This window comes from Halorussus lipolyticus, from assembly GCF_029338375.1.
Lineage (GTDB): Archaea > Halobacteriota > Halobacteria > Halobacteriales > Haladaptataceae > Halorussus > Halorussus lipolyticus.
Map to the genome: position 1 here is coordinate 104,619 of NZ_CP119808.1, position 26,910 is coordinate 131,528.

General features: G+C 55.7%; 14 protein-coding genes and 1 pseudogene. 13 read left to right on the forward strand and 2 right to left on the reverse strand.

From position 1 onward, the window contains the following. The first annotated feature begins 24 nt into the window (after window positions 1–24). From P2T57_RS20205 to P2T57_RS20240, 8 genes are all read left to right on the forward strand, one after another. Complete coding sequence (locus P2T57_RS20205; RefSeq protein WP_276302705.1) at window positions 25–252, forward strand: DUF8129 domain-containing protein; 228 nt, start codon at window positions 25–27, stop codon at window positions 250–252. Between the two features lie 183 nt (window positions 253–435). Beyond that, a complete protein-coding gene (locus P2T57_RS20210) occupies window positions 436–1,182 on the forward strand; it encodes a hypothetical protein (RefSeq protein ID WP_276302706.1) in 747 nt (248 codons plus the stop codon). 377 nt (window positions 1,183–1,559) lie between these two features. After that, window positions 1,560–1,859: a hypothetical protein gene (locus P2T57_RS20215; protein ID WP_276302707.1), complete on the forward strand. Its 300-nt coding sequence runs from the start codon at window positions 1,560–1,562 to the stop codon at window positions 1,857–1,859. Between the two features lie 115 nt (window positions 1,860–1,974). Further along, window positions 1,975–2,976 (forward strand): DUF6610 family protein, encoded by a 1,002-nt coding sequence (locus P2T57_RS20220; RefSeq protein WP_276302708.1) that lies wholly within the window; start codon window positions 1,975–1,977, stop codon window positions 2,974–2,976. 84 nt (window positions 2,977–3,060) lie between these two features. Continuing rightward, window positions 3,061–3,987 (forward strand): ArdC-like ssDNA-binding domain-containing protein, encoded by a 927-nt coding sequence (locus tag P2T57_RS20225; RefSeq protein WP_276302709.1) that lies wholly within the window; start codon window positions 3,061–3,063, stop codon window positions 3,985–3,987. Window positions 3,988–4,106: 119 nt separating this feature from the next. Continuing rightward, window positions 4,107–4,787: a nucleotidyltransferase domain-containing protein gene (locus P2T57_RS20230; RefSeq protein ID WP_276302710.1), complete on the forward strand. Its 681-nt coding sequence runs from the start codon at window positions 4,107–4,109 to the stop codon at window positions 4,785–4,787. Continuing rightward, window positions 4,780–5,277 (forward strand): DUF8154 family protein, encoded by a 498-nt coding sequence (locus P2T57_RS20235; protein ID WP_276302711.1) that lies wholly within the window; start codon window positions 4,780–4,782, stop codon window positions 5,275–5,277. The genes P2T57_RS20230 and P2T57_RS20235 overlap by 8 nt, the downstream gene beginning before the upstream one ends. A gap of 246 nt (window positions 5,278–5,523) precedes the next feature. After that, the gene (locus P2T57_RS20240) at window positions 5,524–5,847 is read left to right on the forward strand and encodes a DUF6788 family protein (protein ID WP_276302712.1); all 324 of its coding nucleotides are present in this window, start codon (window positions 5,524–5,526) and stop codon (window positions 5,845–5,847) included. Between the two features lie 264 nt (window positions 5,848–6,111). Here P2T57_RS20240 and P2T57_RS20245 read toward each other — a convergent pair whose 3' ends face one another. Continuing rightward, window positions 6,112–7,368: an orc1/cdc6 family replication initiation protein gene (locus tag P2T57_RS20245; RefSeq protein ID WP_276302713.1), complete on the reverse strand. Its 1,257-nt coding sequence runs from the start codon at window positions 7,366–7,368 to the stop codon at window positions 6,112–6,114. 677 nt (window positions 7,369–8,045) lie between these two features. Between P2T57_RS20245 and P2T57_RS20250 the strand changes: the two are divergent. The 5 genes and pseudogenes from P2T57_RS20250 to P2T57_RS20270 all read left to right on the forward strand — a co-directional run. Next, window positions 8,046–8,143: pseudogene (locus tag P2T57_RS20250) on the forward strand (IS6 family transposase); the annotation flags it as partial. 255 nt (window positions 8,144–8,398) lie between these two features. Beyond that, on the forward strand, window positions 8,399–11,428 hold the full coding sequence (locus P2T57_RS20255) for a DEAD/DEAH box helicase (RefSeq protein WP_276302714.1): 3,030 nt from the start codon (window positions 8,399–8,401) through the stop codon (window positions 11,426–11,428). Window positions 11,429–11,697: 269 nt separating this feature from the next. After that, window positions 11,698–13,236, forward strand: coding sequence for a hypothetical protein (locus tag P2T57_RS20260; protein WP_276302715.1), 1,539 nt, complete (start codon window positions 11,698–11,700; stop codon window positions 13,234–13,236). A gap of 162 nt (window positions 13,237–13,398) precedes the next feature. Next, window positions 13,399–16,584: a PD-(D/E)XK nuclease family protein gene (locus P2T57_RS20265; RefSeq protein ID WP_276302716.1), complete on the forward strand. Its 3,186-nt coding sequence runs from the start codon at window positions 13,399–13,401 to the stop codon at window positions 16,582–16,584. Further along, on the forward strand, window positions 16,577–20,203 hold the full coding sequence (locus tag P2T57_RS20270; protein ID WP_276302717.1) for a UvrD-helicase domain-containing protein: 3,627 nt from the start codon (window positions 16,577–16,579) through the stop codon (window positions 20,201–20,203). The genes P2T57_RS20265 and P2T57_RS20270 overlap by 8 nt, the downstream gene beginning before the upstream one ends. A gap of 18 nt (window positions 20,204–20,221) precedes the next feature. Here P2T57_RS20270 and P2T57_RS20275 read toward each other — a convergent pair whose 3' ends face one another. Then, window positions 20,222–26,632, reverse strand: a complete 6,411-nt coding sequence (locus P2T57_RS20275; RefSeq protein WP_276302718.1) for a sacsin N-terminal ATP-binding-like domain-containing protein — start codon at window positions 26,630–26,632, stop codon at window positions 20,222–20,224. Window positions 26,633–26,910 lie beyond the last annotated feature (278 nt).

Sequence of the window (26,910 nt, forward strand, 5' to 3'; positions counted from 1 at the left end):
CGACAGGAGCGGAGGCGACAACAAGTGAGCAATGTCAGAGACGACGAATCGAATGGACTCTCACCAGAACAACGACTTGAGCCGCGAAACATCCGGCTCATCGATCCAAGCATTGCGACGATAGACGACATGGACACCCTCCGTGCCTGTGTCGCCTACGAGAACACCCACCAGAATCGCATCCAAATCCTCCGACGGCTCAAGCGACGTGCAGAAGAACTCCGGTCAGAACAAGCTAACAGTAGCTGGTGAAACGATTTCTTTATTCAGGCTATAGCCCGTAACTGAATCGGTGATTTTGCTCAATGCATGATGCGAATGTACTACGTAGCTTCTGTCAGGTTCGGAGTAGCTTAGGGGTGGCCGTGCTGAATACAGCGGATGAATGCAGGAGCACATTGAAATGTGTGGCGTGGGATATATGCGCATTCAATTATGCCCTGGCGAGACGATATCGAGACAGATGCCGTGAGCTACAGCGATCATCCGAAAGAGGACGGTCCTGCTCCGATCGTCGACGAGTACGGAACAGGCGAGGTCATCGAACTACAGGTGACAGACGGAGAGGCGGTCTACGATTCGCAGTTCCAGTTCTGGATACAGAAAGACGGCGTTTGGGAGCACGCACCGTATATGGCTTGGAAAGTAGATAATCAGTCCGGAGAATATGGAGTGTTCGACGGCCACACCAGCAAGATTTGGTTTGGACCGCGTGATTTCGTCGTCGACGACGCTCGGTTTTCGTACGTCGAACTCACCGAGGATTGGCGTAAGAAGATTCATTGGGAGGACATGGTCGATCGACTGTGGGGTGCGAAGCGTCAGTACAGCCACAAACAAATCGGTGACCTCGAAGAAGTAGCCGCCGAAGATCTTGTGAGTGAGCAGAACAAAAGCGGCGTCTATCAGTCGAAAATGGAGCCATCCTGGTCCGACGAGGGAAAGCTTCACGTTCAACTGTGGCGGCCCGAAACCTGCCAAACGGTTTTCGTCGCTACGAGATTGGAGCGGTCCGATTCCGGAACCGTCACTGATGGTAAACGAGGAGTAATCGATAAGTTAGGGATACTCCCTGACAACGATGACGATGCGATCAGTCTCGAGAACGATGCCCTCAGGACGTTACTGGCGGCCGCAGAGGACATTCGAGACGGAGATATTACCGGTCTTTCGATTACTTGATTCGGAGCCGATTCCTTGGGTCGTCCGTGACGGGGCGCAGCAGTTGACCAACCGGACTCGATAGAGCCGCCGACATCACACTAAGGAGGTAAAACGCGTCGTGAATGCCGATAGTGATCCCTACATCCCCTGTACCGAACAATTCCAATTTCCACATTGGTGAGCCGCTGCCGTGGGAGATACGCGCCCTCTATTCAACACACTTTTTCTGACACCTGTTAGTCAAATCGTTGGTGGCAGTAATAGAGACACGCTCTCTATTGAGCGACGGTTACACGGACGGTTCTGAATACAGAAACCGTGCTACCAGCTACTGGTAACACTCCGTCTCGCGGAGTGCGTTTTTCGAGCCTCTGGCGGGTGGAGGCTCGAAGAACATGAGTAATCGACCAGAGATCGAGATTCAGCACCAGACCGCGTTTGGAGACGATGGCCGACTCGAAGTCGTCGAAGAGAGCGTCGAGACATCCCTCGAAGATTTCGGCGCTGAGGTCGACCACCGTAAGCGTGATTCCAAGCTGGACCGGCCGGAAGCAGACCAGTTCGGCGTTGACGACCGGCCCGAAGTAGCGCGCTCGTCCGAGAGCGACCAGTCAACCCTGTTTGCCGATACCGCCGACGACCAACGGACGCTTACAGGCGAGGAGGCGGCCACTCGGTGTCTCTTCGAGGAGTAACCAACAGTAGGGAGAATTCTACGGGTGTTGTTGGTTAATGTTGGCGTCTGCGACTGGTTTTTCTGCCCCCGAGGGGTACGGGGCGATCACTCCCGCGTCTTCGAGGTGATTCGAGATGGCGCTCTCAGCACGTCCGACCAGTCGCATCGCAACCGAAATTACAGCCGCCCGGCAAGCCGACCATGTAGCGTTCCTTCACCGCGTTCCCTTCGCGCTTGATGCATTCCAACTCGGCTTTCTCACGGGCTTTCGCGAGGACTGTACCTACCAGCAGCAACAGTACACAGATCTGGAGCTGCCGGTCGGGATGCTCGACAACGATTTTCGCAATCCCGACCTTGATCGATACGTCGAGCGCTTTTTCGAGTACGAACCGCAGGTAGGTGTGGTCGGTGACGCCTACGACGTCGACGAGGTCGAGGAATACGTTACTGCCGCGCGCGAAATCCAAGGGAGTTACCCGGATGCCGACCTCGTAATCGTCCCGAAGTGCCGTGCCGCGATTCGCGCGATTCCTGATGACCTCGTTGTTGGGTACTCCCGTGGCTACGCCGATCGACTCGCCCACGAATTCTCTGACCCCGTGGATTGGCGTGGCCGTCGCGTCCATATTCTCGGTGGAAGCCCACCCAAGCAACTCAGCGTGATCGACCAGCTTACTCGTCCGACGCTGACAGGAGACCAACCCGCAGATATCGTCGGCCTCGACTGGAACGGTATCCATCGCGGGGCGCAGTTCGGCGAGTTCTGGACGCCAGACGGGTGGGACGACAGCGGTCGCGACGCCGATCATGTAACGGTTCGCAAGACCGTGCGCCACGGCCTTGCTCGTGTTCGTGAGTTCTGGCAGGCGCAGGGCGTCTGGCCCGAGTCGACACCTCAAGAAGACGGGCGCGAAGTCGCGTATCAGGGTCCGTCACCGGGCGATATCGAGAGCGCAGCGTGCACCGAGTGTGGCACAAACGTATGGACGACCGAGCGCGGTCCATACGTCGCGGAGTACGACACGAGGGACATCTGTGGCTACTGTAGCTACGACTGTTACTTCACCCACCGACATCGGAACCACCTTGAAGAACTTGCTGGCGAGCAAAGCGTCTACCTCCCACCGGCGTGACGCCACGAGTGTTTTTTTGCGCCCCGAGGGGTGCGGCGCGTCCTACTCCGACGCAGTCGCCGTGAACGCGATTTACTGAAAATCATGACTACGACCAGTGACTCGTCGGTCTCATTCGAGGAGACCGACGCCCGACGCGACGAGATGCACAGTACCATCGAAGCGTGGGTCGACGACCTCGTCGACCACGTCGACGATGCGCAGGCCAGCGAGGAGTTTCAAGACTGGCTGGACGTCCAGAGTCGCTTCCACGACTATTCCCATCGGAACACGCTCCTCATCCAACTCCAGTATCCCGAGGCGACGAAGGTTGCAGGCTACAACACGTGGCGGAATGAGTTCGACCGGCACGTCCAGGAAGGCGAACAGGCCATCTGGATTTGGGCCCCAATCATCACCAACCGGTGTCCCGACTGTGAGAACTCGCCGAGCTACCACGAACAAATCGGTTGTGAATACGACGAGACGCTGCCGGAGGAGTGGTCGAAAGGCCTCGTCGGGTTCAAGCCAACGGCGGTCTTCGATGTGTCTCAGACCGAAGGTGAACCGCTCCCCGAGCTAGAAGCCGAGGCGACTGGGGATGCCGACCACCTCGTGCCCGCACTCAAGGATGCGGCCGCTGATATCGGCGTGACAGTTCGTATCGTCGATGCTGACGAGTGGGCGCATGGCGACGCAACGGGCGTCTGCAAATATCGGAGTAAGCGTGATCTCCAACCAGTCGTCGAGGCGAAAGCCCGCTCGAATCAGGCCGAACTCGCGGTCACGCTGATTCACGAGTACGCCCATGCACTCCTCCACGCAGACATCACCGACGAAACCGAGCGGGCGAAACGCGAGGTCGAAGCAGAAGCCGTCGCGTACATTGTTGGCCGGTACTGCGGGCTCAACACGAGTGGGTCGGCCTTCTACCTCGCTGCATGGCAGGGCGATGACTCGGAGGTAATCCAGAAGCGCCTCGGTCGAATCAGTTCGACCGCTCAGGAAATCATTGGGTCGCTTGAGGGGTAACGCCTGGGAACTACCCCGCTTTACTCGCTCTTTGAGGAAGAGACGTAATACCTGAAGTTCAGCTAACTGTTGCCGCCACCTATTTATATGCTGTTGCACAAAATCAGATAGTGTCTGATATGGCAAAACGAGATATAACGATCTGCATTGATGCGTATCCAGATACAGATGCCGGTATCTTCCGCATCGGGGCCGCAGACGATATTCTCCGACTGCTGGCCGACGCTCACGAGACAGAGTTCACAATACCGGAACTTGTGGATGCGACCGACGTCACCCGCTCAACCGTCTGGCGAGCAGTCGACCTCCTTGACAGTATCGGGGCTGTCCGGATTCGAGAGACACCACAGCGCAACTACGTCGCGATCAACCTGAATCGACTCCAGAAAGACGACCCGATACTCGCCATCGAACAATCAGAGTTCCACACCCCGATTCGGACATTCATCGAACACACCCAAGAGGCATTCGCCGATACTGATGACATCAGCGAACTTCTCGGCATCGTTGTCTTCGGAAGTGTCGCCCGTGGAGACGCTGATCGCCAGAGCGACATCGACCTCTTCGTCGTAGTCGAAGGAAACCGGACGACCGCTCGACGCATCATCACGGACGTCGTTGCTGATCTACAAACCCAACGCTTCGATGGAGACCGGTTTGAGTTCGAGCCATACGTCGAATCTGTGGAGAGTGCACGCAGGGCCGGAGCGAAACTTCGCGAGATTTTCGCTGAAGGGATTACAGTATACGGAAGCGACCAGCTTCAATCAATCAGAAAATCGGTGGTTGCTAATGAGTAGTACACAAATCGAGCAACTCATCAACGAGGTGCAAGCCGCGTTCGACCGCCGCCCAACTGAGATTGAATCCGGACTCGATGTGGAGGACGCAGCACTCCTCCAGTTGCGGAAAGCCTGTCGGTTGCTCGCTGGCGCCGAAGCACTCCGTGAGGCGAATTATTACACGCTTGTTATCGAGGCCTCCTTTGTCGCCATCGAACGGTCAGTTGAGTTCCGACTACTCGAGCGAGGAACAATGCAACCGGATGATCTACCGGGTACTCATCCTGGTGTCTACCGAGAGGCGGCGACAAGAGGCATCTTTTCTGAAACGATGGCGGAGGATCTTGCCGATCTGTGGCGTGATCACCGAGCAAAGACGTACTATCAGGATGGCCTTGCCTCAGCAGATCGTGCTGAAGCAATGTACGCACTCGCCAGCGAAATTCACGCTTACATCAACGGACGGTCTCGACAGAGTCACGAGTGTCTCTGTGACGAGATCGACTGAGTCTTAACCGAAATAACTCGCGCTGTGGTCGAACGTCGCTACGGACTCGGTAATCATATCGCCGTGTTCAGCTAAGTAAGGACTTCAAGTTCGATGCTCTGTAACATTGTACGAAACTCGTTTATAATGGAGTTTCGAGCAATGTTACAGCCGGTGCATTGAGTTGACGGAAAATCCCTGAGACTGGTTTAACCAACAAAGATATGCTCTTTCCGCCCCATGTTGGTTAACACAGAGTGGGCCACCATGTCCTACGAGCCACCGACACCCCCAGCTGAACTCCCCACCGACATCGGCGATACCCTCAATGACTACTCGCCCGAGCTCCTTCGTCACGTCGCCAGCTACGCAGAGGAACTTGCTGAATACCGTGAGCGTAAAGAGCGTCTTGCCGAGAAAGAGAATGAGGATGAGATCGAAGAACGGCCGGACGACCTCCCAGATGGCGTCCCGTCAAAGGCGACAATCACAGTAAAGGAGATCAACGACAATCGGTACTACTACTGGCAGTGGCGGGACGGAGGCAAAACTAAATCAAAATACAAAGGACCGGTCAATCCGAATGAGTAGTTCCCCGGAGATTACCATAGTTTGTGTAGATGTAATTCATATTAAACCAGTCTGACACTTCACTATTGCCAGTAAAATCGGAGGGCAAGATACTGTATGATGAAATTGGCAACGATGGTTCTGAGCTAATCAATCGGATTAATTAGAAGACAGAGATTACTGGCAATACCGGAGAGGATACTGGACAAACTGGCACTACCGGTCAGCGTTTTACTGGCAAAAGTGGAGAGGATACTGGCAGTACTGGTTCCGATGGTTTCTCTCTTAGTCCAGAACTTGGTGCCTCTTTGCGGTTTCACGAATCTCAGTGAGCTCTCCAAACTCACTCTCGAGCGCATCCAAGGCAGATGAAAGTGAAACATCCAGCTCGTACTCGTTGTAGTTGCCACGCCCACTAGTCGAATCGACGAGCCGTAAGATGCCGTGCAAGCTCAAATCTGAGAGATGATCATGGACTCGCCGTCGTTTCAGCGGGTCACTCCCATGGTTCCGGAGTATCTTCTGATACCGTTGATAGATTAACTTCGTGCGTTCAGGAGTCTCGCCTTCAGCAGCTAGCTGACATACAGTCAGTAGCACGTATTGACCTTGGCGAGTTAACGAATGCATCCCCTCGACAACCTGCTGGCGTTGAATTTGATGCTCAGCTTCCCGGACGTGTTCCTCCGTAATCTTCGCCTCGCCACCTTCCATTGCCTCGCTCTCAGCGACGTCAGCAGCTTTCCGTAATAGACGGAGTGCCTGCCGGGCGGACCCGGAGTCCTGTGCCGAGAACGCTGCACAGAGCGGGATGACATCTGACTCAAGAACATCATCATGAAGTGCGATATCAGCACGTTGTCGAAGGATATTCCGGAGTTCATTCGCATCATACGGAGGAAAGAGAATCTCCTCTTCACAGAGTGTATCTTTGACCTTCGGAGACAGATTTTCTCGGAACTTGAAATCGTTCGAGATGCCGATGACGCCGATCTTTACGTCGAGATCCAGTTGAGACCGTGCTCGCGGGAGTTCATATAGGATATCATCATCGGAGCCGATGTTATCGATCTCGTCAAGCACCACGAGAATAGTCCCACCGATTGACTCAAGCTCGTTGTAAAGTTCGTTGAAAATACGTTTTTGTTGATACCCGGTTTCACTCATGGGTTCGCGAGCAGAAGAGACCGTGGTGAGAGGATGAGAAGGAGAACGAATCTCGTTCACGAGATTGACTGCTACCTGGTAGGACGTAGTGCAGCCAGTACAGTTGAGCTCAATGATGTTGAGATCGACGTCGTCGTACTCTTCGGCGGATTCCTGTAACTCCTCGAGAAGATCGTGAGTAGCAGCAGTCTTCCCAACGCCGGTAACGCCATAGAGAAAGATGTTATTCGGTTGCCAGCCCTGAATGACAGGACGGAGAGCAGCCGCGTATTCGTCGAGTTCTTCGTCCCGCTCTTCGAGGGTCTCTGGTTGGTAATCATCTCGGAGGACGTCTTTGTCCTGGATGATGAACGATTCCCGATTAAATCGACCCATAAATGGACTCAAGACCGAGAGACATTATAAAACCACGGGATCCAGTATCACCACTAACCCACCACCCGAACCAGTTCTGCCAATTTCGCATTCACTTATAAAACACACACACTCCACTATTGCCAGTAAAACCTTCGCAACAACTGGAGGGGGTCAAAGACCCTCTCTAGATAGCGATACTCTTAATACAGTATAGATAAAACCAAATCCGTACTACCGAAAACTCAGCTAGCTATAGTAGGATAAGACAACAGTTACGAGACTAAAACTGTGACCGCTTCTGTTTTCCTCCTCGTTACTGGCAATAGTGGAGTGAGAGAGGAACTTAAATAACGGCATTATTGGCAATACTGGCAACACTGGTTTCCCTCTCCTTACTACCATCGTTACCTTCCCGATATTCCAGTCGAAACTCACCTCTCTTGATGCAGATTATTCGTTAACCAACAAAACAGGATTCGATGGCCTGTTGGTTAATCTATTCTCAATCCATATTCGATTCGTGCTCAATACCGATGCTCGTATCCCATGACTCTGATATTCCGGGAACCTAAAACGACAGCTCCGCCGTGGACGGGTCGTAGCTGACGAGGAAACAGATCAAAGTTGATGGTGATGAGAAATGACTGTACGCAACGACAATACGAAGTCAAGGCTACTGTTGAAACTCTGTGGAGGGCCGTCGTGGGACTGATCCTGCGCCGGCGTTTCTCCATCGTCTTACCAAGAAACTCGATGTCTCAGACGCTGATTTCTTGTCGATATAGCGGGCTATCTGATTGCCTTCTTTCGATATGAAGCGAGTAGTCATGAAAAATGGTCCCAGACGTAACGATGTGAACCGATTGCTTTCCTTTATTCTGGTGTGGCTCGCCAAGCTAGCCCTTACCGCTGGTTGCGCCGGTTTAGCCTCACTACAACTACGAGTGACCGAACATTGCGCTCAATGGATGTACGAGTGTTGAGGTAGTGTCAACTAGACCGTGTCTTCACAAATTACATATGGGAAATAGGAAGAATACCGAGTACAATGACCTCATTCTTTTCTGACCACGCTGAGGAAGTTACATTCCCAGGTAATCGGTCAGATGCTTCGACGCAGTTTCGAACCTGCCAAGAAGGTGCCTACTGGGCAATTAAATCCTATCGGACGACACAGCGTGATGAGCCTGCGATTATCTCTCTACCAACTGGTGGCGGCAAAACAGCGCTGATGATGCTGGCAGCCTTCGAATTCACTGTTGACCGAGCTCTCATTGTCGCCCCATCTGAAGCAGTTCGAAATCAGATTTCCGATAAGTTCGAGAGGCTTGAGGGGCTAAAGAAAGCGAATGTACTTTCTAGTGACATTGATGCTCCGGAAGTGGGGATTCACAAGAGTCGACTTACTTCTAAGAGTAACTGGAAAGAGTACGAAGACACGGACATTGTGGTGACGACACCGAACAGCGTAAGTGAGAAGTTCGCGACTAATGATGAGGAGCCGACCGCACAACCGCCGGACGGCTTCTTTGACCTCTTAATGATCGACGAGGCACACCACTCAGCAGCACCGGGTTGGAAACAAATCCTCAATAATTTCACCGAGGTGCCTCAATTACTTTTTACTGCCACACCGTTTCGGCGTGAAGAGGATACTCTCCCTGGCGAACTCATCTATCACTATCCGATTGAAGAGGCATGCAAAGCCGGCATCTATCATAAAGTCGGGTTGCGAACTATCCCTGAACAAAACCGGGATCTCGTTAATGAGGCAGCCGAGCAGCTCACGACACTGCAGGAGTCAAACGCGGAGGCAACACTCCTAGCTCGTACAGACGGAATTGAGGAAGCCGACAGCCTAGCCAAGACTTATCGCGAACAGACGGACTTAGAAATTCAAGCTATTCACTCCGACGCAGACAACAATCAGGACACAATTGACGACCTCCGTGATGGTGAGATCGACGGCGTGGTTGTCGTCCAGAAACTCGCCGAGGGACTTGACGTGCCCAACCTCCAGCTGGCCGTGTTTCATGTCCCGCCCAAATCGTTCCGGATGATGCTCCAAATCATTGGCCGGCTGGCTCGTGAACCCGACGATGAAATGCCAGCGACGATTCTCACAACAGATACTACACTCACGAGTAAAGGTATGTCCGAGGCTGTCCGCCAGCTGTATCGTGAAGATACCGGCTGGGCAAGTGTCGCCGACGAACTGATCTCCGAGCACATAAAAAATAATAGTACTGACAAAATTGGTGGCGCAACGCCGTTAGAGGCAGTGAACCCGGACAATATTCGACCGTATAAAACGGCCACCGTCTACTCACTTGCTGAGACTGTGTTTGAGCCGCTTGTCGACGATGCAGACGATGTGGTCGTTGAGACAGACGCTGATTTCGGGCACGTTCTATCAACCCCTGAATCCGTGTGGGGATGCATCACGACGACTCAGGAGTCTCCGACATGGGGAACCAATACAATTTTAGAGAGTCCGACATATAACCTGCATCTGTACTGCTCACCCGCGGATAGTGAGTTACTGTTCGAGTACACCTCTGATGCACGGCGGGCGAACACGATTCGTACGGCGTTACTCCGGGATCATACGGCGTTGACCCAGATAGACGGGAAGCGACTCTCGAAGGCGATGCAGTCGCTCACTGCGCCGAAATATAAGGCGGCAGGTATGAATAACGTACTTGTCCCCTCCGGTACCCAGCCGGAACATAAGCTTCTGACTGGCGGTGATGTACAAGGTGCGGTCTACCACTCAGACAAACGGCGATATACGCACGGTCACGTCTTTGCCTCATTTGAGCCGGACGTAGAAGATGGCGATAGTAGATTCTCCGAATCATCGAACACCAAAACCCGAGGAATCAGTACTGCGAGAGCATCAATCTGGTCAAACTCGAAGGCTGGGCTCTCGGTATTCGAAACTTGGTGTGAGACGCTAGCAGACGAACTTACTGCAGATGGAGAACCGACAATTCGAAATCTTGGTATCGGAAATCACGGGGAAGCTATCGACGAGTTTGAAACATCTCCCTTTGCTGTTATGCCGTTTCCCTCACTAACTACGGCGAAAGTTGAGCGGCAAACACCAGACGATGACAGCTGGCATACTGTCCGAATAGATCTTGAATTAGATGACCCCGAAAATCCTCCGATGCAGACAGTTGATGTGTGCATGACCTTCGAGAACTTTGGCACTTGTATCGAGTGCTCCTACGATGTCGCCGCAAATGAGTGGTCGGGTGACATTACTGACTACCGATTCCGACTGCCGGAGGAAACAGAATATTCGATCTTGTGTGGCGATGAGCTCCTCAAGGAATTCCCGCCGATATTCCATACCGATGCTAATACGACTGTGATGAGCGGGGCACAATCGTCTGCAGAAACTGATCTTGCAGATTTTGACCCGGCCACCCTGAAAGCCTCGATCCAACCAAACTGGCCAGAATATATTGAGGTTGATGCGACTGAAAAGCCAGAGTGGTGGGAAACAGACGAAGAGCGAGACAAGGATATTTCTGAATTATGGGATGAAAGACCAACCGAGACGGTTTTTCCCGCGTTGGTTGACTTCCTAAAGGACCAGCGAGGAGACGAGCAGTATGCACTCTTTTGTGATGATATGGGCGATGAGATTGCTGACTTCATTGAATTCCGAAAAGAGGAAAAAGAGATTAATATGTATCACTGTAAGCGATCTAAATCGCCAGGAGTTCGAATTAGCTACTTCAAAGACATATACCATCAGACTCTCCGCTCGTTGCGATACACGTTCAGCCAGAAACTCATTGACCAGGTAGAAGACGGATCCGGACTTTCTCACTTTGTTTGTGGAAAGGATGTCTTTGAGGAGATCGCAGACGACTTTCTACCGGGCGATTGGGAGTATACGATCTATGGAGTTCACCCTGGGCTTAAGCTTGATTTCGACCCGGAAGACGGCAATGAGAATGTCGGGCGACTACTCAGTGAGTGTGTAGAGCAGGTTGAACGATATAATGTGGACTTTGCGATGATGGGTGCCGGTGGCTGTTGGGAGGAGTCTAACGGTAATTAACTAATGCACATTCCCACACTTCGCGACAGTAAGTCATCTATCTGCGCCCCTCTAAGAGCTACTCCACTTGGCACATAGGAAAGTTTAGTGAGTTGGCTTGTTGTCTAGTAATTGACTCGCCGAACCATTATCTAGTAGATACAAGGTTTTCCATCGGAAGTAGCTCTGACTGGGCCATTTATAATCCGCTCAATCCGTCCACCGCCGTATACTGACTAAAGTTGTATTTCTGGTGAATTAAATAGGATGCTGAAGTGGTATCTGATAGAATGCCACCGGATTGGGATAGTGATGTACGCCTGTTAATCAAGGACAGAGTCCAAGCCATCATTGAACGGTACAGCGATGTTGATGTCGATCTGCCGACGCAGACGTTTCATCGGTTGAACTCTGGAGGATTCATTGATAACACCGAAGAGTTCTCCGTTCCCGTCCCTGGTGATGTCTTCGAAGATACGGATGTCTTCGATAACCTGTATAATGGCGAGTTCGGAGAGGTGGCCTCCCGTATCTACGAGGAACTTCCGGATCCGCCCGAGGACGATGGCTACTCTGAATCGAAACGTATCGAATCTATCGAGCGTGGGTTATTCGAGTTCGTCGGCATTGTGTTGAATTACGCTGGCAAGTTTCAGTTCGACGAAGATGCCTTTGCTGCCGCCTTCGACGAACAGTTCGAACCTCGCTTCACCGATCGAGAGTATTCCCGATTCCTACTCTGTTTGAAGAACACCACCATTGAGTCAGACATCACGATCAACCTTGAAACAGATATCCAGGGTAGTCCAGATTATCTGGGGCCATACGGGGTTGACACACTCCGCATTCGCCCCTTAGATCGCTTAGAAGAAGTCGGAATCGCGACTCACGAAGCACCGGGGACTGGGGTTCTCGAGCCGATCGAGACACTCGATGCAGGAAGTCCAAACGCAGCGTTAGAAATCGTCCTCCATCGCCGGCGACCCTACCAGGAAATCGCTCGGGAGATCGATAACACTGAGATCACTCCATGGGTAGGGCCGGACTTCGATGTCACGCCGACCGACGTCTATCCCTGGCAGCAGCTGACCGACGTGATAGAGTATATCGCGACGAGCGTTCGTCGGTGTCTCCGGCTCCTGTGCCCGCTGGGAACTGTCGGATTCGAGAAAGGTTATCATGTGGTTCCGGGCTGGGAATCGTATCGTGGTATCGCGACACCGGTTACCTTCGAACTTGAATTTGAGTGTCCAAATGAACCGACTGGGACACATCTTGCTGAAGATCGAGCCTTAGAGATTCCCCGGTTGTGGAGTACTCACCGACGCCGCATAGCACCCGATCATACTAAGTTTCAGAACCCGCTAGCCCGGTTTGAGCGAATGTTCAGCCGGGAGTCGCTTGAGGACCAATTAGTCGACTGTGTCGTCGGCTGTGAGACGACCGTGTTGAAAGGCGGTTCTCCTGGAGGTAACAGGTACCGGCTTGGTGTTCGGACGGCGGTTCTCCTTGCAGACCACAATTCACCCGATTGGTCGCCAGAACGGATTGGAGCGTTCTTCAAAACGCTGTACGAACATCGAAATGATGTTGTTCATGATGATAGATCACTCCCGGATGCGCCAAGCGACGACGACCGGATTGTAATCGGAGATACGGAATTTCTAGCCAGTAGATTCCTCGAACACGCCCGTGAGCTCTATGCCGATATCATTCGAGAGTATCTCGATCTTGTAGAGTTGGAGGACGAGTCCATTCAGGATATTAATAAACGTATAGATGCTGCTACACTCGAACAAGGCACGAAAATACGCGAACAGTTGTTCTAAACCCCTTTAAGCTAGGTTTGGTTCGCTATATATTTTCCGCGTGTTAGCGGCTATCGACTGACCCGTCTTCTCCTTTTGTACTCGCTCTCAGAGGGGGTGTATACTAAGATGTCGATGTCGGTAAGAATAAAGTAAGGGCGATATCTTGGTCAGAAGTGTTCGATGGATTCAACGCTTCTTACTGGTCCGACGCATGCCCGACTGGAACAGCGAGCATTTCAGCGGGCTGATGACATCGCAACTGATTCGCTGGGGAGTATTCTCTACATAACTCGGAATGACGCTCGCCGAAGTGCGGTCGAGGATAGCTGGGCGGCGTCGCACGAACCACTCCGACTTCGTGCCGAGACGCTTGATACGGTCGTTCGAGAGTGTTACGAGAATCTTCAAGGTCCGGTCCAACAACTTTCCGGGCAGCTGAGCCGCCGGCTCGCGGAGTACGCGCTCGACAGAACCACAGCCGAGACAGAGGGTGCTCTCGCTGGCGAACCCGCATCCTCTGCTCTCGCAGACTCGTTCAGTAGCCGGTTTTCACTCTTCGATGACGCTGGCGTCGGGACTGCCGACGCGCTGGCGGCAGAGTTTGAGGGTTCAGCTCTTGATGACCGTATTGCGACAGCCACTGTTGACGCCTACCGCCATTACCGGGATCTCCACACCGACTACGTCGACGAGTGGGTCTGTACCCGAGGAGAAATGTTTCAAGCCGTCGCGACGGCAGACCAGTCGTTATCAGCAGTCTTTCCAGAACTGGATGTCGTCATTCTCTCAGGATATCACGAGTTCCGCTCCGCTGAACGCCGCCTCATCGAACGCTTCGTCAACGAATTCCCGATGGTCGCACTACTTCCGCTCCATCAGGGTGGCCGGAGCGGGGTCGATGCCGTCGCAACCGACGCCCTGGATGTCTATGAATCGCTGGACTTCGAGACAGTAGAACTGGACCCGGTCGATGATGCTGGGAGAGCCTTCGGAATAATCACCGATGCTCTTTATCGACCGAACCCCGACGCCATCCCAGTCCCTGACACCCTCCGATGGCGGGAACTTCCCACACCGGAGCGTGAGATTCGCTTCGTGGCCCGCCAACTCCGAACCGAGTTAGCCAACGGGCGTGATCCTGACAATCTTGCCGTCGTCATCCCAAGTACCGAGGCGTATTCAGGCTATGTCGAGGACACGTTCGATACGTTCAATATCCCGCACGTTACAACTGCCGCCTCACAGCTGAATCGAACCTTCACCGGGAGTGTCGTTCACGATCTACTGAATCTCGCCGAACCAGACCCGCGTGCCGAGGACCTCACATCGTTGCTTGCAAATCCGCTGGTCAACGTCGTCGATGCCGACCAGGTCAACGCCATCACGGCTGCCGCCCGCCAGCGGGATACGGTTTCGATTTCGCCCTTGCTAGATGATATCGACGACGAGACGGAGGCACTAGTTGAGGAACTGCTGGCCACACTGGAGGTACTCCGGGCAGAAGACATCGGAGACGCGACCGAGACGCTACGCTGGCTGTTGGACGACCAATTTGACATGGAGACAGCGTCAGAGGACTATGCCAGCGGCGCTGAGAAAGCTATTGAACAACGGGCTTACGATCTCGTGGATGAGGTCCTTTCCTCGTTCGAGTCGCTGGAAGCCGTCAATAGCGACCTCCCCCCGTTGTCACTGTTCACTCGCGCCTTCGATGGCGTGCCGATTCGGGTTCCACAGAGCGCTGCTGGCGGTCACGTCGAAGTGATGGGGTTGCTTGACGCCCGGATGCGTTCGTTCGAGAAAGTCTATCTCGTGGGGATGACGAGCGAGCACTTCCCGGTGACACCGGAACGGCCCGCTTTCTTCGAGGAAATGACGGATGCACATCCACGGTTTGACACCAGCGATGAGCGGCTCCGAGGCCGTTATCTTTTCGCGACGCTGCTCGCGAACGTCGACGAGCTCACGATTACCACACCGGAGACGGGCGACGATGAATCCGCCGTCGTCCGGTCGCCGGTGCTCGATGAACTACAGCGCGTTACAGGGATCGAACCTAAAAATGGCGTTGATAACCGTGTCGGCTCTCGTGAAGACCTCCAACGCCATGTCGCCGCGGCAGATGATCGGCGTGCCGCAGTAAGCTACGCCGGCGACCGCGGTGACCTCTCCCCCGAGCAAACGAGGCGAGTCGACCGTGGACTCAGCTGTGCGACTAATAGGGGCACGGCCGACATCTCCGAGCACGACGGTGCACTCAATCCGGAGACTGTTGCAGAGGTCTATCCGCCGTCAGAGCGTGAACCCTACAGCGCAAGCCGAATTGAGCGATATGCCGAGTGTGGCTTCAAGTTCTACGCTGACAACGTACTCGAGATCGAGGATCCCGACGATGTTGAGGTCGTTCCGACATCCCTCGAAACTGGATCGTATGTCCACGACGTCCTCGAACGCTTCTACGCCGATCTTCAGGACGAGACTGCGGGGAGTGTTGACCTCACCGAGTACGACCAAGACGTACTGGCGGCTCATCTCCATGAGATCGCCGACGAGGAACTTCGGGGCGCTGACTTCGAATACGACGGCCTATTCTACGAACGGTGGAAGGCGGAGCTCTTTGCAGGACTAGGCGACGATGAAGCTGTTCCCTACCTGTCTGGGGTACCCCCTCACGACGCTCCGGAACAGGGACTGTTCGCAACATTCCTCAAGAACGAACTGTCGCGAGAGAATTCCGACAAGCCCCACCTGTTCGAGGCTCCATTTGGCGAGGGTCTTCCCGATTCGGATGCTGGGCCGTTCGAAGTCGAACGACCGGATGGATCGACAGTTTCCATCCGTGGCTACATCGACCGCGTTGACATCCATGACGGGGAGCAACCGGCGCTCACACTCTACGACTACAAGACCGGCCGTGCCCCCTATATGACGAAGACGACTGGCGGAACGAAGTTCCAGCTCCCCATCTATCTCCTCGCCGCGAACGAGGTCGTGGACGGTGACCTGTTTGAGCAGGGTGAGCTATCCGCGACGTACTATCAGGTCCGACCGCCGAACGACCTCAAGATTCCCGGTGGTGTCGAATCGAAATTCGACTCACAGGCGGAACTCCGCCAGTTCCTGAACGATGTCGTCCCCGATTGGCTCGGACAGATTGACGAAGCGATTGCCAACGGGCAGTTCCACACGACGTTGTTGTCCGAACGAGAGGCGAACTGCCGCTACTGTGACTACCGTCGCGCCTGTGACGTCCGGCACCATCGCAAGCGGGAGTTCGTCGACGAGGTTCGAGACGACGGCGCTACCTACGTACCACTCCGTGTGCAGGACGACGCAGATCTCGAGGCGGTGATGAGCGATGACTGAGGAAGCCGACGACATTCAGCTGACGGGCGAGCAGGAAGACGCACTCGTTCAGGACCGGAACGTCGCAATCACAGCCGGTGCTGGCACCGGCAAAACGACGACACTGACCGAGCGGTACGTCACGATATTGGCCGAGAATCCAGACCTCACTCCCGAGAATATCGCCACGATTACCTTCACCCGCAAAGCAGCTGCGGAACTGACTGAACGCGTTCGGGAGGAAGTATACGACCGACTCGAAGCCGTCGACTCGCCGACAGCGTATCACCGCTGGCGAGACGTACTGGACGACCTTGAGGACGGCTATGTCCACACGATACACGCGTTTTGTACCCGCCTCCTCCGAGAGCGGGCCGTCGAAGCCCCGGTCCCGATTGGGTTCGACGTGCTCGATGAGGACGGCGCCGCGACACTCCAGCGCGAAGTTGTTACTGAATTCCTCGAACGACACCAGGACGAGGAAGATGTCGCCCTCCTCGCTCAGCTCTGGGGACGTGATGAACTAGTCGACATTCTCGGAGGGTTGCTCGACGAACGGCCACAGAGCGAGGCCGTATTGGACGCGTGGGAGGACGCTGACGCCGAGAGGTACGTCGACGTGCTATGGGAGGTTATCTGTGAGTTGGACGCTGCTGACGCTCGCGAGACCCTGTATGAGGACGGACTTCTGAATCAGTTGCGAACGATAACCGGGCGCGTAGACCGCAAGGCGACGATCTCCGACGACGACGGCCTTCGAGCCTATCGAACACTTGAGGATGTCGTCGAGCAACTCCCCGATGATCCTGCCGCGAGTGACTCCCGTACCTGCCAGCAGGCAATTCTCGCCCTCTATGAAGCGTGTGAGAAGAAAAACGGCGGTCTGTACAGTAGTTCCGGTTACGTCGTCGGCGACAGAGACGAGTGGAATGAGTACGGCGACGTCTATGACGACCTGAAGGACGTGATCAATACGGTTATCGCTGCGGTCGAACCCCATGAGGAGGCGCTCGCGACCACGCCCGGTGAACTCGAAGCGAATAGTGCCCACTATGCGCTCGCCCTGCTTCGCGTGTTTGACGATGTGTTGGCAGCATACGATGCCGAGAAAGAGCGTCGAGATACGTTGGATTTCCCCGACGTGATTGAGACTACACTGCAGTTCCTTCGGACCAACGAGGTCGTGACCGAGCGGCTTCGAGACCAGTTCACAGCTGTGATGGTCGACGAGTTCCAGGACACGGATCCCCGTCAGTGGGAACTCGTGAAACTCCTCACCGGCGTCGACCAGGAGACTTCGTCGAATGTCTTCCTCGTCGGTGACGAGAAACAGAGCATCTACGGGTTCCGGGGAGCAGATGTGACGACGTTTGGTGCGGCCCGTGACGAACTCCAAGCGGTCAATGCGGCCCAAGGTGTTGATACTGTTCCCGATAGCGAGGCTGAAAGCCCGACTGAGCTCGAACTCTCGGGGAACTTCCGAACGTTGGATACCCCACTCTCGTTCCTCAACGAACTCTTCGGACACCTGTTCCGGCCGGAGGGCGATGATCACGCCCCCTTCGAGGCATCTCCACAGGAACTCACCACGGAGCGTGGTCGAGTGGAGGAAATCGAGGGCCTGACAGGGAGTGTCGAGTATCTCGCCGTGCCGGACGATGCAGAGACCGCTGAAGCGTTGTTCGGTGCGGACCATCCCGTTGTAGCGGGGGCACTTGACCACACCATCGAGGCTGAAGCACAAGGTCTTGCCGCTCGGTTAACGCAGCTGTTCGACAATCCGCCGATGATACAGGATCCAGACACGGGAGCCCATCGCGAAGCCACGCCCGACGACGTGGCGATACTCCTCCGCCGACGAACCCACCTCGACCGGTATCAACGGGCCCTTGAGGAGTACGACATCCCCTATACCGTCGTCGGCGGGGTCGGGTTCTACGATACGCCTGAGGTGCAGGCACTTACGAACCTGCTTCGAGTTCTCGGAGATCCACGGGACGATGTCTCTCTCTACGGCGTCCTCCGGTCGCCGTTGTTTGGGTTCACTGATGATCGCCTCGCACCGGTAGTTGCGGACGCCGACTCGGTCTGGGAGGCACTCGCTGAGACGGACGATCTACAGCTGGCAGATGCGTTCGACCTCTTGTCGACGTGGCGGACGCTCAGCGGCTGTGCGACGCCGCCCGAGGACGGTGTACTTCCGTGGAATCGGCTACTGTCACGGGTGATTGACGACACTGGATATCTGGCCAGCGTGAGTGCTGACGAACGTGGTCGTCAGGCCGTCGCGAACGTCGAGAAGTTCCGCGATCAGGTGCGGACTTGGAGCGAAAACGGCGTTCACACCGCTGCTGGGTTACTCCACCGTATCGACCGACAAGCCGAAATCGATCCCCGTGAGGGGGAGGCCGACATCCCCGGAGACGCCGAGGGCGTTCGAATCATGACGATTCATTCTGCGAAGGGCTTGGAGTTCCCGATCGTCACAGTTCCCGACATCGGGAGTAGTCTCAACTTCGGTCAGTCCATCGACGACCACGGGTACGTCCGTCTCGTGGGGGGAACTGATGACGCACCTCCGATCCCGGCCGTTGGTGGTCCGAATCCGAATGATGCGTTCTCGATCGAGAAGACAGCTGTTCACGAATACGCTGATCGACAGTCACTCCCCCAAGAGCGAGCGGAATCGAAACGGCTCCTCTACGTTGCGTGTACAAGAACGCGAGATCACCTCCTTCTCTGTGGAACACACGAAATCGATGTGGACGAATCGGGAGCCATCGAACTCGGTGAGCCGGAAGCCTTCGACGAGGCAGATCGGTGGCGAGATTACCTTCAGCCGGTCCTCCTTGATGGAAATCTCGTCGACCGAGCGATTCGGGAGGGACAAGCTCATGGACAGATCGGGGCGGCCAGCTACACGGTACGTAAGCCTCCGCGTCCAGTAGATTGGAAAACCGACGACGATACTGCGGATTCGACACCGGAGATATCGATTCCTACACCACCAGCTCCGACGCCGGCGAAACGGGTCGCTGCGACGACCCTCGTGAATGAGGTTGCAGACACCTCTGAGGATGGTCACAGCTACACGCAAAGCGGTGAGTCATCCGGACTAAGCCCGACGATGTTTGGGACTGTTGTGCATCGAATCAACGAACTCCGGCCGCCGAGAGACGAGTGGCCAACACTCGTTCGTCGTCTGAGTCAGATGGCCGGTGAGGAGCCAACCGAGGGGGATCTCCGCGATGCCGTGGAACATGCCGCTGATGCCGTCGAATTTGTGGATCAGGTTGAAGCGGATGTCCAACCCCAAGCGACCTACGACGAGTTCTCTGTCGTCGCCCGACTTGGTAAGTCGCAGATTGTCGGTGATATCGACCGACTGCTCGTTACTCCAGACGCCTACCACATCATTGACTACAAGACAAACGACCTCTCGTCGACCTCGACTGCTGAGCTAGCTGATCACTATCGTCCCCAGATGCTTGCGTACGCGCTGGCTCTTTTGCAACACAGTCCTGATCGTAGTATTCGTGCGTCACTTCGATTCACCGATGCTGGCGTTGAAGAGCGATTTGAATGGGACGCGAGTGAGTACTCTATGATCGAATCTGAGCTTCGTTCTATGGTTGAGTAGATTCCTGAATATTGACTCTCAGTCGAACGTGATGCGGAGATAGCCCCCACGGATTGTCCGCTCTAGAGTGTTGGCGATAATGCTGCCGACGGCATCGTCCGGCACATCCTTGGCCACCGGCAGGTCCAAGTTCGGAAGGTATGCATAGAGGTCGGCTGGCGTCCGGAATGTTACGCCTGGCGCCGGCGTGATCGACGTAGCATCGAGTAAGTCAATGTCGTTGCCTTCAATGCGGACTAGCTGGATGCGGTACGGAACATCGTTTCGGACGAACGTTAGCGCCCGTCGGAACTCGTTGACTGTGAAGCGGACGGTGTAGGGTGAGTCGCCGGTCACGGCCTTCACCTCGATCGGGGTCGGTTGGATGGCCTCATCGCTAGCTGTCCCGGCGACTCGGCCCGTAATATCGAGGATGTCGTACCCCGGACCACGCTCATCAGCGGCGACGAAGGTGAGGCGAGGCGCGTCATCGGACCGGGACGTCCGACCGGTCTTGATAGAGTCGAGAAGTTGCCGGGCGAGTTGTTCGGGTGTTCGCTCCAGACGGTCGATATCGCGGCAGCGACCGGGGTTGTGCCAGGGACAGGAACTCGACTCATCGACGATCGACTCAAGATGCCTACCTAGTCGATGCTGCCAGTCGTCGGTTTCCTCGGTCCAAGCCTTGAGCTGGCCGCAGATGGAGGCAAAGATGACCTCCTCAGCGAACTCGGGGCGGTCGGTAAGATCGCTGCTACCGCCGCTTCCATATTCGGCATCTCGGGACTGGATGCGGCCGGACACGTCGCTGTTGGCGTCGTCGGCGAACTGTATTGGCGCGGCTTGAATCGTCTCAAAGGCCTGTTCTCGCACCTTTTGAGTGTGCGTTTCTTCTTCGGACGGCGAGCTATGACGGTCCGGGAACTCCCCTGTCTTGAGATACTGCCTGAGTGATCCACGGAGGACTTGGTTGCTGGTTCTGTTCCCATCCTCCAGTCCAGCATCGGGAGTTCCGTTGTCAAAGATAGCGGTGAGAACGGCCTCACAGAGGTCGTCTAAGGCTGCAGGACTGAGTGTGAGCCAGCAGTCGTCCTCGCCGGTCTTCTCAGTCTCGATAAGACGATGTGCAAACGGTGGGCTGGTCCAGGACCACTCGGACGGTTGCTGGCGTGTCTCTTTTCGCCATACTTGGATGTCTTGGAGGTCGGTCCAGCGGGTCTCTTTGTCGGCGTTCCACCAAACTCGGCTAACAGTTTCTAGACGATGTGCTTGCTCCTTTGACAGAGGGTGGTGGTCCTCAAACGCCGGATGATAGTTGCTGGCCCACGTGACGAACGTTTCCAGGTCGATAGTCTTCGACAGGGCGGTACAGGGACATTCCTCCGATAGAGCAGCCCGGTCGGAGAGCAAGGTTTGGATCATCTCGATAACCGGTTCTGGAGCCGACTGCGTCGCGTCGATAAGGGACTCCATGGTATCAAAGTCGGTCGTTTGCTCACCGATAGCCTGCCGGATGTTCATCCGGATAGTGTAGGCATCTGTCTCCGTCTCGGCGAGACGGTCGTCGAGGGAGGTCAGTATCTGGTCAATGTCGAGCGACGCGCCAATTGTGTCCAGGAGGGCTACCGTTGCCTCGATGTCCGACCGGAGCGCGTCAGCCGATCCTTGTCCAATTGTGCGTCGGACGGCATCAACATCGAGGTCTGCATCGAGTACTTCCTCCTCGCCGGCGAGGGCGAGCCGGAGGTATGTCGAACGCGAGCGCTCGAACAGTACCTGGAGTGCCTCGGTGAAGACCGTTGGATCTGGACCTTCATCATCGACGGATGCCACGTTGTAGGCAAGTCCGTACTGGGTGCTTTCGGTCCCAGTCTTGTTCTCGTCAAGTGGGTAGACGGCAGAATGTTCACCGAATCGGGAATCTTGTAGCGAAAATCGCTCACGGTAGCGCTCGAACATCTCTTCTGGAACGCTCCGGATGTGGTCAATCGCGACCTCCAGGTCTTCGCGGTGGTCAGGTTGGAACGTTTCGCTAGTCTCCGCACTCAACGCGGCGAGGATGAGCGGCCGCCGACTACGCAGTTTCGTGGCGAGACGCTCGTCCATTTCGGGATTAGCCCCTGAATTGAGTTGGTCTACCGATAGCTGTGGTCGGTCGCTGGCTTGTGTCCGGAATTCGCAGTCGAGTGCTGATGCGAGGGCTGCCCCTCGGCCGACAGTCGGCGTCTCCACGACCCACGGACCTTCCCAGGAGCCGTCGCGATCTTCCCAAGGGAGTTGCTGGCTGTCGCTGAACCAGTAAGTTTCTTGATCACGAACAAGCTCGACCGGTACCGACGCCCACTGATCGCCGGCTTTGACTGGGAAGTGGGTGAGGAAGGGAAGTTCACCGAGTGCTGAGTCATCACGATCGAGGTAGTCGGCGATCGGTGTAATGAGGCGTGAGTAGACGGTCTTCCAACCATCGGCGATGCCGTCGGTGGCCAACTCCTTGAGCGCAATGGGCTCGTCCTGATTGGATACCAACGGCGTTGCAGCAAGTTCCTCCTGGATCTTCTGGAGGCGGAGCGCTGCCTCGGTGGCAGACAACTCTTCGAGCGGCTTGATGCCGAGCGTCCGCCAGACTTGGATGTCGATCTCGGTCGCCCCAACGTCGACCGTCGGGAGCCAATTGCCTGTCTGTGACCCCTCGCCTGCACGCTCGACCGCCCAGAGGATGGAGTCATCGGACCACCAGCTCGGTGCCTGGAAGGCGCTATGCTGACCCCACATCGGTGCCGCGCGGAGTTGCCAGTTAAGCAATGTTGGGACCGTGTCGGTCCAGCCGTGGCGCCCGCCGTGGTTGTCACGACATGACCACCCCGTGGTCAGAATCGACTGCTTGAGGTTGTCCCCGTAGGTGGCGAGGACGTCACAGACGTACTCCACGCCAAGTCGGGCGAAGGGATTGTCCGAGTCCTCGGTAGATATCCAAGTCCACGACTCCAAGGCGACGTTGCGGCTGTCAAGCCCATCCACGACAGTTGACGGTGCGATGCCGAGTTCGCTACTGGTATACCGACCACGGAGTCCTTTAACTGAGCACTGATCGCTGTGGCCGGCGGTCGACTGCGGACCGAACTCCGGTGCGGTGATTAAGTCAAGATATGACCCACTATCCTCACCACGGGTTCCGATGGCTGTCCGGCTGATGACCTGCTGCAACGTTGCCCGGAGACTCGAAACCGTTTCCATGTCGACCTCAGCTTGAGCATCGCTCAGGTTCCACTTGAGTGGGTTCCAATGATCGCGTCCCTTCCCAGGCGTTTCTGTCTGTGCAAGGGCCTCCACTTCCGGGAATGCTGAGAGACCGAGGATGCCAAGAAGCTTTGCTGTCGTGGTGGGGGAGATATCCCGTTCGGCAAGGAACTGCCAGCGATTGTCGTCTGGCGGGCGGACGATCGGCCTGGCATTTACCGGTTCGGCCGAGGTCGTAGGCTGCTCGTCCAACTCTGACGGCAGTTCCCCCCAGGTGTCGACCTGCTCGTCGGTCTCCCGGAGTGCCTGCCAACTCGGTGGCAGGCGAATGTCGGCGATACGGTGATCGGTCTCACCGGCCTGGTTGAGGAGGTCCGACTGCAGCTGGTTCCGTCTTACCGCAAGTCGATTCAGGAGGTTCCGCTTGCGCTCGGAGTTGTGGGTGTGTTTATGGACGTTGTCGTGAGCGAGGTACGCTCCCTCCGTTGGAACGAGGCGCTCTCGCTCCTGGCCGGCGACGGCTGCCGCGAAGAAGCTCAGGGCGTCGTCCGAGAGCGCTTTATTGGAGGCATCGCACTCGTCTGTTCGCCCCTGCTGGCGTCGGGTCGATCCGAGGAGTTCGCGCACGTATTGTGGGTACGATCGTAGCTGGACGATTCCCCAGTCGTTCCCCGCCTCTGAGAGAATGCTACTGCACCGGGAATCTTCGGAAATCGATTCGTCGATGACGAACACGCTGAGGCCGATATTGTCCGGAGGGATACGTAACTCCGTCTCAGGCGCATCATCACCCCTCCAGAACACCGTTCGTGTGTATGTCTCCGTCACGTTGCCACCCTCGCCGTGGGACTCTACTGGGACCAGCTGGACATGTCCCTCGTCAGTGTCCTCCGACCGATAGGAGCACGGAAGGATGTGGACGCCAGCATCTGCGATGTCGAACTCGTCATCTAGAATCTTCGCGATGTCCTTCTCTTTGCTATTGGCGTATGCATCCACGAGCGTAACTGACCCGATGAAGAGTTGCTGCCCGATCGTCGACGGTACGACGATACGTGTGTCCGGACTTGTTAGGTGTTGTGAGAGCTGGGTAGTCCAGGCCTGTACGAGCGAGCGGAGTCGCTCTGTCTCGTCTGTCGCTGACGGCGGTGCTTCCTCTAGAAGATAGCGATACCGTTTAGACCAGTCGACGGTGTCAAGATCGCCGTGCACACTCCACCGGAGGAACGAAAGTAGGCTTTCCAGGGTGGGGAGACGGCGCATCGTCTTCGTCGGACCCCTCTTATGGACGGACTCGCCCAGTCGTTCCCTGACTAAGTAGAGTGCTGCGTAGGCTCCTACCACCTCGGGGTTTGGATGCAGAAGTGCCTCGGTGACTGCCGTCGCCGGTGTGTCGGAGTCGTTGATTCTCGCCGTGGGCAGGCACGGCCGTTCGCCCAACTGGTTGTATACGGCCCGAGAGAATAGGTCTAGCAGGCCAATCTCGGCCTCGTCGAGTCGGATCTCGTCGTTGATGATGTCCGTGAGCGTCACGTCATCATCACCTGCAGGCGTCGGCGGAAGGAGGTTCCACGGGCTGTTCACGGTTCCAGAATCACCTGCGCGTCTATCCCGGCGAGCAAGCACGGTCGCGACGTCGCCAATGAGTGTCGCACAGTGGTCTAGGATGAACGCGTTGTACTGGTCTGAGTCAGAGTAGAGTTTCTCTCGATCTTTTGAGACCTCCACGTTCGCATGCAGGCAGAATGGGAATTGCCTCGAGGCACCCGTAATCGGGTAGTAGAGATACGGCGGGTAGGCGTGAGACTCCGGCCCGACGCCATCGAGTGCGGTACCTTCGAGAACTGTCTGCAGATTCTTGTCAGCCAGCCAGGCTGGCGGCTCGTTATCCGTCGGGACGAGGATTCGTGGTTGGACGTCTACTTCCTGTTCATCATCTGTCGATCGACGTTGCTCTGTAGTTAGCAGGTTCTTCGGAACGATGGGTTCGTGTCCCTCTATCCAGTGGAACAGGTCGTAGGTCTGCTGGACCCGCTCTTGGCCCTGTCCTTGACTATAATCCTGCTCTCGCTGGTCAACCGTCACCGTCACAGACGTCGACTGCACCGGCCGCTCGGTATCGGTTGTGTGGGCCACCGGGTCCGACCGATCAATATCCCACCGTTCGTGGGCCTTCCGCTCGGTCCCCTCAAGATGATCCAGTACGAGCTGGTCGATGTTCCCGAAGTGGATGAGTGACTCTGGCGTTACCTCGCCTCGCGACTCTCCGTACGCGTTCGCCGTGGCCGAGTAGCTCAGCCGAGCCCACAGGTTGTTCGCTATTCGGCTGGGGTCGCCATCGCGCTCTGTCTCGACCCCGAGGGCCGAACGGAACGCCGTAAGATCTTCGTCCTCGAAGTGTACGATGACTGCCGTCGTGAACTGATCCGGAATATCTGGCCCGTCGACGATCACCGACGCATCGGTTAACAGCTGTTTTGCTACCTTTTGTAGCGAGCCATCTAGTGCTGCTCGGTCGTCCGGCACCTCCAGTGGTAGCGGATAGGAAAAGAAGGGGAGGCTCGTGATGTCTTCGGAGCGAAGGGTTTCTGGCGTGATGTGGCTCGTGTGGTCTGTCGGCGCAACGAGCTCGGCAAGGTCGCCAGTTGCTAGCCGCCCCCGGAAGTTGTCAAGGTACTCTGCCACCGCCGGCTTGTCGGTCGCTGTCGACCGAGAGAGAACGGCCGCGGTTGGGTTCACAGGGCCACACTGGAGCCGCCCGAGATTCCCATCTTCAAGGTTCGTCCATACTTCGTAGGCATCTCCGATGGTACAGACTGATGTCAGGCCTACTCCCTTCTCACCAATTGCGTCTGTCTCCTTCCCTGAGCGGCTGACCTTGCGTAGGTCCTCAAGAACCTCTTCGTCTTCAAGCTCGAACGGCGCACCGGTGTTGGCTACTAGGACGCCTTCACGTGAGACGGCGACGTACAGCGTCCCCGTCTCGTCCGCCTTCTGGATAGCATCACGACCGTTCTGCAGGAGTTCTACCAGTTCACGGTCTTGATGGGCGCCGGCTGTCCCCGCTTCGCCGCCACCAATGCTCGTCTCGTTGAAGAGCGCATCCTTCGGTGTGTCGTACCGACCGTCTGAACCTATAGCCTCAAGCTTCTTTAGCAGATCGACGTATCTATCGGTCAATTCGTTTGTCCACTCTCTGGCCTTAAGCGACATCTAATGAACCGTAATTCAGAGACAATGTAATTAAATACTTTGTCTAAGATTAATTGATTCGATCTGCGTTTGTTCCCTTGGTCCTTCATGGGTATATTATCCGCTACTAACTGTCCCCTTGATGAGCAGACGACTCTTCGCTGTTAGTCTCATTAATCTAGTAACGGTTACCGCTCTCATTGGATGGTGCTTCCATTGACTACTGTTCTCGTCTCTAAGAACTGTAACTGACCCCATAGCGACTGGAAAACAGAAACGAGCAAAACGAGAGAAACGAA